This is a genomic window from Bacillus cereus group sp. Bce041 (assembly GCF_052646455.1).
In genome coordinates this window covers 1-12065 of the sequence record NZ_JBQXON010000036.1, presented here as the reverse complement: position 1 = coordinate 12065, position 12065 = coordinate 1, and the positions used below count along the sequence as shown (strand labels likewise).

Here is a 12065-nt window from a genome sequence, read left to right as displayed (position 1 = left end):
TCTTACCGTCCTATGTCCTGTAAGACTCAAGCAGGGCAAAATCCGCCTGCCTTGGCATGAAAAAGCTAACGCTTTTCCATGCCTGCGGTCAGACGCATTCATTTTTGCTTCTCGCTGCGCTTGAACCAAAAACAAGCTCGGCAAGCCGAGTGAATGGTCTTCAGGCGAATTTTGCCCTGCGGGACTTCCTGGCCAGAACACTTTGCATCTGTCCAGATTCTTTTTCTAAATCAGCTTACGCTTCTTAGAAAAAGACAAATAAAATTGCCTTCCGGCATTTTTATTTGTTTGATCAAAATGTCATGCTTCGCATCACATTTTGATTGGAATTAAATAAACATTTTTAAACAAATGTTTATTTAATGCAAAAAAAACAAACCATGTGGCTATGTGTAAATGTACACATGGCAAAGACACATAGCTTCGCTATGGATTCTCGAATAATCAAATACAGGAATATAACAAAGACAGGAGACATCCCTATGGCCGCGCCACGAAAACATATAAGAATTCTAAAAACAAAAGAGATCGAAGGCATGGATATGCTTTGGAAAACTGGAACAGCTACCAGAGAACAAATGGAAAGAGAATATAACATCAAAGGAGATCGCCTCAAAAAACTTTGTCACAGCGAATATTTAGAAGAACGCACAGGCAAGATTGTTTTAGGCGAAAAAGGAATAGAAAAGTTTAAAAAAGAGGGAAAAGAATATCAATATAAAACCGGTATAAATAACGCCAAACACGATATTCGTCTCTCTGAAAAATACATCTCTTTACCGAAAGAAATAAGAGAAACATGGAAAACAGAAAAACAATTGCATTTAGAAGCCCAGAAAGACCCCAGATACGACGATTTTAAAAAAAGAATAGTAGAGTCCCATCCGCAAGGAAAATTCCAACCAACGCCCGATGGAGCCGTCTATAGCGAAGTGCATGGTGGTTATATTGCTATAGAGGTAACAACGCGTAACTATAAAGAGATTGATATCCAACAAAAACAAGAATTTGCGAAGACATTTTTATCTGGATATGAACAGCTATAGGAGGAAAAAACATGGCAATCCAACCAACATTTATCGTTCCACCTACTTTTTATACAGTACATGAAATTATGAATAATATTAATTCACCCTATATCTTAAACTTACATGAAATTCAGGAAGATCCACATAAAAGAAAATTAAATGACGAATTACATCTATTCATCATGAAGCATTATCATAATCTATTTACATTTATGCTCCATCATCAGCCCTACATGTTAAAATCACAATTCTTGGACCTATTTGGCTACCAAAAAGGAAAAAAAAATAAATCTAGAACACTTGGTTACGCAAAATTAAAAGAGTTAGAAGATAAACTGTTAATTGGTTCTAAATCCTTTTATGGTGCGGAATATATTTATTTATCTTATCGAGCTTACTATTATTTTGGCCAAGAAAAAAAGGTGCTACCAATTGCACCAGGAGAAAATGTACTCTTCCGTCACTTTACCCGTATGGAAGACTATCTAGAATTAAATAAACAATATACAGATCCAATATTATTAACCGCATTACTTTGCTCTCACGAGCATTATTATCTATTACATACAGAACCCTTTTTCCCAATTAACCCAATACAAGAAAAAGATACACGTTACTTTGGAGAATACTTTCCAAATAACAAAATACCTAAAAATCTTGATATGGAATTTGTAACAGACTTTCTCATAAAGACAAAACAAGAAAATAGGGGATTGTGGTTCATCAATGAAGAGACACCTGAAATTCAACTTCATGTACTCATTACATTTATCGATGAACTCTTTAAAATCCTTACTACACGTTGTTCTCTTAAATTACTTATTAATGATCAAAAAGAATCCTTACGAATCGTAGCAAATATTATCCCAATACCAGGAACATCTTATATCACGATTAACAATCTAATCTCTGATATCTATCATATTGAATTTTTATTAAAAATTTGTTTCCCAACAGTGATAACAAGCTTTACTTTTATTCTGATGAATCAAGATCATGAACGTGAATTAAACAATGTTATTAGTAGAATTACTAAACTTAGAAAAAATAAAAAGAACTTACAACCTTGGCAATCTATGATTAATCCAAAAAACATCAAAATCCGAAATACAAATCTATTTAGACGTTTAAATTTCAACGATTCCTACGAATCTCAAAGAGAAAAACCACTTCCACAGTAATCACTTACTTATCGTAAGTGATTTTTGGTCTTCTCCCTACTTTTGAGGTAGAGGCTGGCCGGGGTGTGGGGAGACCCCACATATTGCGTATCTAAAAATAAAGTAAGAACTAATTAGGGAACGTTAGATCAAGCGGTTTGGCTCGTATAATGAATAGCTCAAGCCGATATGCCTAAATCCTACTTTTGAGTTTATCGGCTTGGCGATGAAAGCAAACGAGCCAAAAAAAGTTTGGCAAGGATGTTAGAAAAAAGAAAAGTCTTCGACTTTAGCCGAGGATTGACGAGGCGACTTTTTTCTAGCAAAGGTGGAGATTTTTAAGATGGGTTTCCTTAAAAATACTACCTGTTCCTTGCGGAACTTTTAGCCATTTCTATATAGAGTAAGAAGGGACAAACATAAGAAAGTAGAAAAAACCCATTAATATCAAGGGTTTCAAGATTTTTCGTACTTACCGTTTTTGGTAAGTAAACTTACCAAAAACGGTAAGTACGAAATGAATAAAAAAAAATCTACTAATTAAAGTAGATTTAAAATAATTTAATAGGTAAATTTTTAAGTTGTTGTGGTACTTTTCTAAACATTGTTTTAAGTGTTGGATTAACGTCATCTCTATTACCAGAAAACATTATATGAGGATTTATAAATAAAGCGTATGCTCTAACATTATTATTATCAATACCACTTTCTGAACGAGCTATAATACCTTTATCTATTAATTTTCTAATCAATGGACTAACTTTTGTTTCATGTCTTCCAATTTTTTTAGCTAATTCCCGCTGAGTTAATGGGATTTGCTCTTTAGAATTAATATCACTAACCAAGCAATTACTTAAAAAACCTACACACATTGAGATATCTAATAAAAATACTTTTTCAGCATTTGTTAAATAATCAATTTCAAATAAATATTGAATGTTTTGTTGAATAATTTGAACAAACTTTGCTTTATTTTTTATTTTACGTTCAGGAACTAATTTCATTCCTTTTGCACTAGCTTTTGCTTGAAGTATATTTACTAATTGCATTTCTTCCTCTGACAATATCTTTGAGTTTTCAATATCTCTTAATCTTGCTTTTTTTTCAGCTTGTTCTAAATTAAAATACTCTTTCATAAAATAAACCCCTTTAAAAACTCACATAACATCAAATTACATTTTTATACTGATTCTACATTAAATTAATAAATGAAGAATATTCTTATACTACTATTTATTGAAATTTCAAAGGTTTGTTTAATATATTTTATTTAAAAATAATACATGCTTTTTATGAAATTTTAACTATATATATAGAGTGAGATAAGGAAAATATAAAAAACCAGTAATATCAAGGGTTTAAAGTGTTCGGGGTGTTAATTTTTTTTAACACCTGTGTTAAAAAAAATTAACACCTATTTTTTGGAAAGATCAGCAAAAAAAAAAAGTGCAATAGTTAAATTACACTTTTTCAAAATAAATATATTGGCAATTTATGCTTCTTTTTACTTCCTTCACATTGAATATTTCTTAATGATTTTGCAAATATTTGTTGTGTAGCTCTATCAATATCATCTTTTGGTGCATTACATAGTATATTAGGATTAACAAACCAAGTACGGGAGGAACAAGATCTTCCATCTTCAGTTGTTACCCCAGATTCCGCAACTCCTAAAATTCCTTTAACTAGTAAATCATTCATAATTTTAGAAATAGACGTTCTTGTTTTCCCTAATTTTTTTGCTAAATAACTTGGAGAAGCCGCATATGGCTTAATTTCATCATCATTTTTTTCAATAATAACATTTGATTTAAATTCCAAGAACCGTGAAAGCTCAAATAAAAAAGCTTTCTCTGGTTGAGTTAAATAGCCAATCTCACACAAATAATCAATATTCTCTGTAATCATTTGCACGAACTTCACCCCATCAGTTCGTTTTTTCTTTTTACCAATAAAATAATCATCGCCTGTTGTACTATGTAAAATCTGTAATAACAATTGTTGTTGTTCAGTTGATAAACCTATATTAGCTTGTTCTAAAAAATCCTCAACCTTATTTTCATTTAACCTTGCTTTTTGTTCTGAACTATCAATATTTACAATTTTACTCATTTTTTCCTCTCCTTAATGGTTGAGGAAAACAAACTCTAATGATAAAATATCATTAAATAAAATTAATAATTAAGAGTTTGATTTCTCAACCTCTATCACCTTAAGCAAAAACCCTTTCTGTCGCCAAACTTCGAGGGTTTTTTTGCTATTTTTTATTCTATCATAAACTTATAAGAACTTATATGTTATCCACTTTTATAAATATATTTATAAAATAAGTATTATCAAAAACTACAGTTTTTGATAATACTTACAATAAAACTCATTAAGTTTTAAAACAGCAGTAATAACTTCATCTGGATCACTTTTATCAATCATTTGTGTAATCGATAAATAATATAACTTATTATTTAAACGTTTTTTTTTCACTGTTTCAATTAATCCTCTAAGTTCATTTAATAATATATTATATCTGTTAATATCCTCAAAATCATGAGATATATTTTGTTTGATAATATACTCACAATCTAAAATTAAGTTTATAAACTTTTGATCATGATTCATTGTTTCTCCAATCAAATTTACTTATTTTAACCAGCTAACACTAACTTTATTTATCCAATATTGTACTCCTCCACCTTCCCTATATTCCTGAACTATATCTGTACCATTTTGAAATTGAGTTTGAGATGCAGTAATTCCCGTAAGAACTCTAATTCCTTTTGGTATTTCTACTATATATTCTGTACTTAATGGATTACCCCAAGCTTCTAATACCGCTAACTCATTTCTTGTTTCTTCAATGTTTCTCTTTTTATCACTCCACCAATAACCAAGACCATACCTAGAATCTGGTTCACCAGATTTACTTCTTCTATATAAAATTAAATCTTTATCAATTTCTTTTATCTCTATTTTTAAATCCTTAAATGCCAAAACATCCGCCTTAGTACCCTTAAAATCAAAATTAGAAAAACCTGATTCTCTTATTATCTCTCTTTTTAAAGTAGCACGTTCCATTATACTCAAATCTACTTTATCTACTTTATCTAATAATTGATTTAAATCCTTAACACTCCAATTAATCAATTTATTACTTTTTATATTACTTATTATTTTATCAATATTATTCTCACTTTCAAAAATAATAGATATATCATCACTTCTATTTAATGAAATATTATTCAATTCAGCATAACTATTAAAAGAAAAACAAAATAAACTACAAAAAATCACAAACGTCATAACAAATATATTTTTTTTCATACTAAAAAACCTCTCCTAATCTTAATTAACAATCCTCATTGATTTAAAAATCAAATCATTTTCTTTAACAAAAACTTCCAAATTGGTTCTGATCCAATTAACACTGAACCTTGTCCCATCATTCCTGCATATAATTCATCATTGTTAGAATCAATCGTTGCTTCTAATTCATACATATAGGATTTAAATTCTTTGTTATAAACAGGTTCCGCCGCAATATATACAATTTCCCCTATATATTTATCTATTCTTTCTGTATTAAAAGAATAAATTATCTTATCACCCTTTTTGATATTTTTTCTATCTTGAGGAGATAAAATTATACGAGCTCTTTTCTCAAGGTTTTTTGGTACAATAGCCAAAATCTCTTGTCCAGATTCAATTAAATCACCAGATTGAATAGTAGAATTAAACTGAACTTCTCCATCCATTGATGCTTTTACAAAAACATTTTCATTTTCCTCTTTTATTTGAAACAAAACATCTCCTGTTTTTACAAAATCACCCGACTTAACCAAAATATTATCTAATATTCCCTTGTTTTTACTTCGAACTAGACTAGATTCAAATTTATTCTGTATGATTACTGTTCCTTTACTTACAATATCAACCTTTCCAAAATAAGCCCAAACAACAAAAATAACAAACAATAAAATAAGTCCAGATAAAAACCATATAATAAAACGAGGTGGTTTTCGTTCTAATAACTCCACACTATCTGTTAATTGCTCAAAAGAATAAATTTTATTCATCTTTATTTCCCCACATTGCATAAGATTGTGATTTTATATGATCTACATGTACAGTTTGATTTTTCCATAGACCATAATAATCACCCTTTTGAAGTAATAATTCCTCATGAGAACCTTCTTCAATAATATTTCCTTTTCTCATGACAAAAATTTTACTAGCATGTTGAACTGTACTTAATCGATGCGCAATCATAATAACTGTGATTTCCTTACTTCCTAAATCTCTAAGCATATCAGTAATTTTTTTCTCCGTTGTAGAATCTAAATTACTTGTTGCCTCATCTAAAATCAAAATATCTGGATTTTTCAATAACGCACGTGCAATAGCTAATCTTTGTTTTTGTCCTCCAGATAAATTAGACGCATTCTCCTCTAATAATGTTTCATATCGTAATGGTAATTCACTAATAAAATCATGAGCACAAGCTAATTTACATACATGAATTAATTCTTCAAAACTAACCTTACGTTCTAGACCAAATTGTAAATTGTCATAAATGGAACCACTAAAGAAAAAGGACTCCTGTGATACATATGCAATTTGTTTACGTAATGCTGTTTTACTAATTTCTTTAATATGATAATCATCATAATAAATATTCCCCTGCTGAGCTGAGTAATAATTCATTAATAACTTTGAAATAGTTGTTTTACCAGAACCACTTTCACCAACAAAAGCTACTTGACTACCAGGGGAAATTGAAAAACTAATATTATTTAAAACATTATTCCTCGTACCATATTTAAATGTTACATTCTCAAAATCAATCTTCCCAGAAAGACGATTTGGAAATACCTTTCTCTCTTCATCCTTCGATTTTTCTAATTCTAAATCAAAAATATCATTTAACCTTTCTGCCGCCACAATAGCTGATTGCATCATCGGTTGAATACCAATTAAATTCTGAATAGGATTCAAGAAATATACCAAAAGTGCATTATAAGTAATTAACTCACCAATTGACATATTTCCCTTTAATACCTGGTTAGCACCTACCCATAAAATAATTACTCCACCAATTAATTCAATAGCAATTTTAATAGTTCCTTGTAAATTAGAAATCATACCATTTTTAAAAAAATGACGAAGTAAACTTACAAAACGTTTTTCCATTTCAAAGATTACTTCTTTTTCAGCATTATATGATTTTATAGTACCAACACCATTTAATGACTCCACTATATAAGACATTAACTTTGCATTACTTTCCATTTGCTCTCTATTAATATTTTCATAAGATTTATGAAATCCTAAAATAACAAGAACATAAAACGGGATTAATAAAAGGGTTACACCAAACAAAACAGAATTATGTAAATAAAGCAAAACAGAACCTAAAATTACCATTAAGCTATCAATCATTAATGTAATTGTAGTATTAGATAAAGCATCTCTAACTTTACTAGCATCCGTAAAGCGAGAAATAATTTCACCAACTTTTCTTGTTTCAAAAAAATTCATAGGTAAACCAATAACATGTCGATAATACCCCAACATTAACTGTATATCGATTCTCCTACTAAAATATAAAATCAAATGAGTTCTAAAATATGATAGTAATACCTTAAATACATATAAAATAACAATACCTATTGAAACTATATGTAAAGTTTGTAATAACTGATTTGCAACAATATCATCAATTAAAAATTTAAAATAAAATGCACCTAACATACTAAACCCATTTAAGAAAATAGAAGCAATAAACATAGGAACAAGTAAGTGAATTTGAGATTTTAATAAAGATGTAAAACGAGACAATTTACCACTAGAATAATCGGATTTATTAAAATTTTCATTAGGACAAACTAAAACTAAAATACCTTTCCAAATCTCACAAAAATCTTCCAAACTAAATACAATATTCCCTTTTGCAGGATCTGCAATATAGACTTTATTTTTTTTCACTTTATAAATAACTACATAATGTAATAAACCGTTGTCAATTACATGTGCAATAGCTGGTAAAGGTATTTCTTCTAATACCTCAGGACTCTTAGCCCTAACACCTTTACTATCAAACCCTAATTTTGTAGACGCTTCCAACAATCCTTTAATATTTGTCCCTTGTAAATCAGTTCCCGCAATTTCACGAATTTTAGAAATTGATATATCCGAACTATAATGACGTGAAATCATAGCTAAACATGCTGGGCCACAATCCTGTAAATCATGTTGCTTAATACATTCAAATTTTTTTAATACCAAAGTAATACCTACTTTCTTAATAAAGATGAATCCCATTATATAAATAATTTAATAATTTTATTATTATTTGAAAAAAATTACAAGGAAATTATAGACAAAAAAATATATTATTGTATAATAATTACATGACAGCGATTCCAAAGCTAAATAATCCATTTAAATAAGGAGGGGACATAATGGAAATCAAATTAGAAAATCTAGAAGAATTAACACAAGAAGAAATTCTAGAAGTAGACGGCGGAAACTGGGTAAAAAACCTAGCTGATTTCACAGCTGGATACTATAAAGGATGGTCTAACTATTACAATGATGGACCAGCACCATGGGAATAAACAGTAATATTTACTAAACTTAAAATCTAAAAATCTATATATTAAAAAAGGAGGTTTTCTAAAGTGAATACTAACAAATTAAACAAAAATCTTGAAACTTTAACAAATCAAGAACTTGAAATTAATGGCGGAGGCTTCTGGGGTAAAGTAGGAGAATTTGTCGGCTATGGTGGAGCATCATCAAATGCTCAAAAACATGCATTTTGCGATAAATATTATGCTCCTAGAACTAATGCAAGAGCTAACTGCTATAGTATGTACGAACAGTAAAAAAAAGATGGTCTTTAAGCCATCTTTTTTTTTAAATAACTATTAAAACTATCAAAAACATTTTCTAAACAAAGAACCTATATATTAAAAAAAAGGAGTGTTTCTAAATGAATACTAACGAATTAAACAAAAATCTTGAAACTTTAACAAATCAAGAACTTGAAATTAATGGCGGAGGCTTCTGGGGTAAAATGGGAGAAATTGCCGGGTGGGGTGGCGCATCAGGAAATGCTCAAAAACATGCATTTTGTGATAAATATTATGCTCCTAGAACTAATGCAAGAGCAAGCTGTTACATGATGTACGAAGAATAGAAAAAAATAGCTTTCAAAATTACCTCAAAATAATAATTATAATTTATATTCATATTATAATTATATATAAATATAACGATTATATAATAAATATAAAAAAAACAAAACTAACTATGCTCTAAAAAAATAGTTAGTTTTATTTTTTATATTTATAAAATTAGTTATTTTTTTCTATTAAAGTTATAAATAATTCTTCATATTTTAATCCATAATTTTTATTTACCTTACAAAAATCTAATATTTTCAGTACTATATCACTCAATATAAAAAACATAACAAATTAAATATCAAAAAACATCAATAATACTCTTTAGAAATTCTCAATAAAATCAAACTACAAATACTAATCGTAATAAATCCAATTAAAGCTAAAAAAGGAATTGTAATAAAACCTAACCAATTTATATATTCACCAGTACACGGTACACGTCCACAAGAAACAGCTCTTTCTGAAAAGAAAACAATCTTTTGTATCAAATAATGATATAAAGAAAAACAAGAACCTATAATCCCAAATATTAATGAATATCTTGAAATACTATAATCCTTTTTTATAACAGCAACACCTAATAATAAAACTAAAGGATACATAAAAATTCTCTGATACCAACATAAAGTACAAGGAATAAACTTCATAATTTCAGAAAAATATAAACTACCCAATGTAGAAATAAAAGAAACACACCATGCAATAAACAATAAGTTTTCTTTTCTTTTTTGACTATTCATATTGAAAACCCCTTATAAAATTAAATATTAATAAAAATAAAAGAAACTTAAATAACAAGTTTCTTTTAAGAAAATATCTAGATATAAAAGTAATAAAACAAATTTTCTAATCTCATAAAATCTATTTATTTATTCTTCCGAAACCAACTCTCAAAATCCTCTTCCGATTGTTCTCCTTCAATCCTATTTAATTCTTTTCCATCTTTATAATGAATAATTGTAGGTGTTCCTTTAATTTTAAATTGATCCCAAGCTGAATCATATTCTTCTAAGTTCATAACCTGCATGTCAATTTTCATTTCTTTTGCCATAGGTATAACGATTGGTGAAACCTTAGCACAATGAGAACAGTGGGTTTGATAATAATAAATAATCTTCTCTTTTTTATCTAAAATATCTTGTTGTAACTGTTCTTGTGAAATTTTATTTTTATAATACTCTTTTACTGGAACTTCTTCCTTATTTTTATTCATAACTAAAAAAATAACACCAAATAACAAAATAACAAAAAGACTAAACACAAATATTTTCTTCACACGTAATTCTCCTCACCAAAAACCCTAAATCTAGATATAATAATCCAATGATTAATATATCATAAAACAAACATTTTATATACAAAAAATGTAAAAACAAATAATTTTCATTAAAAACATACATAGAACAAGGGAATGCTTGTAAACTGATCTATACTGCATTCCCTTATTATATGTATGCTATATTTCTATTCTTCTTTTTCCGACATTAGAACCTTATTAAGAATAGCAACTACATTTAATTTTTAAACAAACCGAAAAAACCTTTCCGTTTTTGTTTCTGATTTTGCTTTTGCATAACTCTAATATTTTCAAGCAATAATTGATCTCGTTTTTCTAACTTCTTCTCTATAAAAACTTCTAGTTCACTATTTTTGCTTTCAACTTCCATTAATTTTTTCTCTGTATTAACCAAATGTTCTTTTGTCGTAACTAATTCATTCGTAATTTCTTGTAATTTTTGAACAAGTACTTGATTGAATTGATTTTGTAATTGCTGATTTTCTAAAACTTCATCCAATTTCTTTTCTAATTCCGATTTTTCTTCTTTTGAAACAAATGAATCAAGTTCCCCATTCCGCCATGCTCGAACCTGATCATAAGACCACTTTTGTAACTGTATTTTTTCTTTAATTGCTGTTAATTCTTCTATATTTTCCTTAGAATACCTACGATGCCCACCTGGGCTTCGTTCCGTTTGTATATTAAATTCGTTTGACCATACTTTTAATAAATCCGGAGTCATCCCTAAACGTTCCGCAACAATTTTCGGTGTATACATTTCCGATTTTAATTCCAAATTTCATTCCTCCTCCAAAAACGGAATACATTTTTCACTCATAAAACATTATTAAATCAATATTTTAATCAAAATCGGAATTCACTCACAACTGATATCACAACCGATTTTAAAATCGAATTAATTTCGAAATACATTTCGATTTTAACACTAATACTCATTACTTCTCGATACCCACATCAAAATCTTTTTATTTATACAAGATTTTATGCAAAAAAAGAAAAGGGAGGATCCCTCAAATTCCCTCTATATCAACCATGTATAAAATCTTGCATATCGATTTTACTAGAAAAGAAAGAAGAATCCCTGTATAGACAAGGATTCTATGAAAAGATTTGCTACCGATAATAGGACGTTATGTTAACTATACATGTATCTTTATTCATCACAAAAAACAGTTTGTTTCCTTTACTAGATCTTTGCTTTTCATTTCCCATAACTCCATTGGTTTTTGCCCTTTTCTGGGGTCCCGTCCTACACTTTTTATTCCACGGTTCACTTGACCACGAGCCTCTACACCCTCAAACTCCCAAAGATAACCCCAGCGGGCAAAAACCGCCCTTCTGGGGCCACCTCTGGTGAGTTTGCATGAGGGTGCCCCTCATGGTCAAGTGACTT

14 protein-coding genes are annotated in these 12065 nt (G+C 29.0%); 5 read left to right on the top strand and 9 right to left on the bottom strand.

Annotated features, from left to right (window positions below; genetic code table 11):
• Window positions 1-482: 482 nt before the first annotated feature.
• Both ACUN13_RS31800 and ACUN13_RS31795 read left to right on the top strand, forming a co-directional pair.
• Window positions 483-1046: a hypothetical protein gene (locus ACUN13_RS31800; protein ID WP_098757953.1), complete on the top strand. Its 564-nt coding sequence runs from the start codon at window positions 483-485 to the stop codon at window positions 1044-1046.
• A gap of 11 nt (window positions 1047-1057) precedes the next feature.
• Window positions 1058-2209: a hypothetical protein gene (locus tag ACUN13_RS31795; RefSeq protein WP_284489773.1), complete on the top strand. Its 1152-nt coding sequence runs from the start codon at window positions 1058-1060 to the stop codon at window positions 2207-2209.
• A gap of 530 nt (window positions 2210-2739) precedes the next feature.
• On the opposite strand, the gene ACUN13_RS31790 is transcribed toward ACUN13_RS31795, so the two are convergent.
• From ACUN13_RS31790 to ACUN13_RS31765, 6 genes are all read right to left on the bottom strand, one after another.
• Complete coding sequence (locus tag ACUN13_RS31790; protein WP_445424195.1) at window positions 2740-3324, bottom strand: MarR family transcriptional regulator; 585 nt, start codon at window positions 3322-3324, stop codon at window positions 2740-2742.
• 334 nt (window positions 3325-3658) lie between these two features.
• On the bottom strand, window positions 3659-4300 hold the full coding sequence (locus ACUN13_RS31785) for a MarR family transcriptional regulator (protein ID WP_012263697.1): 642 nt from the start codon (window positions 4298-4300) through the stop codon (window positions 3659-3661).
• Window positions 4301-4531: 231 nt separating this feature from the next.
• Window positions 4532-4804 (bottom strand): hypothetical protein, encoded by a 273-nt coding sequence (locus tag ACUN13_RS31780; protein ID WP_012263698.1) that lies wholly within the window; start codon window positions 4802-4804, stop codon window positions 4532-4534.
• 21 nt (window positions 4805-4825) lie between these two features.
• On the bottom strand, window positions 4826-5506 hold the full coding sequence (locus ACUN13_RS31775; RefSeq protein WP_152127824.1) for an autotransporter: 681 nt from the start codon (window positions 5504-5506) through the stop codon (window positions 4826-4828).
• 50 nt (window positions 5507-5556) lie between these two features.
• Window positions 5557-6258: an HlyD family secretion protein gene (locus tag ACUN13_RS31770; protein WP_152127825.1), complete on the bottom strand. Its 702-nt coding sequence runs from the start codon at window positions 6256-6258 to the stop codon at window positions 5557-5559.
• The gene (locus tag ACUN13_RS31765) at window positions 6251-8503 is read right to left on the bottom strand and encodes a peptidase domain-containing ABC transporter (protein WP_445424194.1); all 2253 of its coding nucleotides are present in this window, start codon (window positions 8501-8503) and stop codon (window positions 6251-6253) included. Before ACUN13_RS31765 ends, ACUN13_RS31770 begins: the two co-directional genes overlap by 8 nt.
• A 140-nt stretch (window positions 8504-8643) precedes the next feature.
• On the opposite strand from ACUN13_RS31765, the gene ACUN13_RS31760 reads away from it, so the two are divergent.
• The 3 genes from ACUN13_RS31760 (at window position 8644) to ACUN13_RS31750 (ending at window position 9383) form a co-directional block, all read left to right on the top strand.
• The gene (locus ACUN13_RS31760; RefSeq protein WP_012263688.1) at window positions 8644-8799 is read left to right on the top strand and encodes a hypothetical protein; all 156 of its coding nucleotides are present in this window, start codon (window positions 8644-8646) and stop codon (window positions 8797-8799) included.
• A 63-nt stretch (window positions 8800-8862) separates the two neighbouring features.
• On the top strand, window positions 8863-9069 hold the full coding sequence (locus ACUN13_RS31755; RefSeq protein ID WP_152127827.1) for a hypothetical protein: 207 nt from the start codon (window positions 8863-8865) through the stop codon (window positions 9067-9069).
• Window positions 9070-9176: 107 nt separating this feature from the next.
• Entirely contained in the window at window positions 9177-9383 is a 207-nt protein-coding gene (locus ACUN13_RS31750) for a hypothetical protein (RefSeq protein WP_097855886.1), read from the top strand.
• Window positions 9384-9680: 297 nt separating this feature from the next.
• On the opposite strand, the gene ACUN13_RS31745 is transcribed toward ACUN13_RS31750, so the two are convergent.
• The 3 genes from ACUN13_RS31745 to ACUN13_RS31735 form a co-directional block, all read right to left on the bottom strand.
• Window positions 9681-10112, bottom strand: a complete 432-nt coding sequence (locus ACUN13_RS31745; protein ID WP_152127828.1) for a disulfide formation protein C — start codon at window positions 10110-10112, stop codon at window positions 9681-9683.
• A 125-nt stretch (window positions 10113-10237) separates the two neighbouring features.
• On the bottom strand, window positions 10238-10648 hold the full coding sequence (locus tag ACUN13_RS31740; RefSeq protein ID WP_152127829.1) for a thioredoxin family protein: 411 nt from the start codon (window positions 10646-10648) through the stop codon (window positions 10238-10240).
• Between the two features lie 238 nt (window positions 10649-10886).
• Window positions 10887-11447 (bottom strand): MerR family transcriptional regulator, encoded by a 561-nt coding sequence (locus tag ACUN13_RS31735; RefSeq protein ID WP_152127830.1) that lies wholly within the window; start codon window positions 11445-11447, stop codon window positions 10887-10889.
• Between the last annotated feature and the right edge of the window lie 618 nt (window positions 11448-12065).

Coding starts and splice junctions, on each gene's coding strand:
- ACUN13_RS31800 (WP_098757953.1), top strand. CDS start 483: ATGGCCGCGCCACGAAAACATATAAGAATTCTAAAAACAAAAGAGATC.
- ACUN13_RS31795 (WP_284489773.1), top strand. CDS start 1,058: ATGGCAATCCAACCAACATTTATCGTTCCACCTACTTTTTATACAGTA.
- ACUN13_RS31790 (WP_445424195.1), bottom strand. CDS start 3,324: ATGAAAGAGTATTTTAATTTAGAACAAGCTGAAAAAAAAGCAAGATTA.
- ACUN13_RS31785 (WP_012263697.1), bottom strand. CDS start 4,300: ATGAGTAAAATTGTAAATATTGATAGTTCAGAACAAAAAGCAAGGTTA.
- ACUN13_RS31780 (WP_012263698.1), bottom strand. CDS start 4,804: ATGAATCATGATCAAAAGTTTATAAACTTAATTTTAGATTGTGAGTAT.
- ACUN13_RS31775 (WP_152127824.1), bottom strand. CDS start 5,506: ATGAAAAAAAATATATTTGTTATGACGTTTGTGATTTTTTGTAGTTTA.
- ACUN13_RS31770 (WP_152127825.1), bottom strand. CDS start 6,258: ATGAATAAAATTTATTCTTTTGAGCAATTAACAGATAGTGTGGAGTTA.
- ACUN13_RS31765 (WP_445424194.1), bottom strand. CDS start 8,503: ATGGGATTCATCTTTATTAAGAAAGTAGGTATTACTTTGGTATTAAAA.
- ACUN13_RS31760 (WP_012263688.1), top strand. CDS start 8,644: ATGGAAATCAAATTAGAAAATCTAGAAGAATTAACACAAGAAGAAATT.
- ACUN13_RS31750 (WP_097855886.1), top strand. CDS start 9,177: ATGAATACTAACGAATTAAACAAAAATCTTGAAACTTTAACAAATCAA.
- ACUN13_RS31745 (WP_152127828.1), bottom strand. CDS start 10,112: ATGAATAGTCAAAAAAGAAAAGAAAACTTATTGTTTATTGCATGGTGT.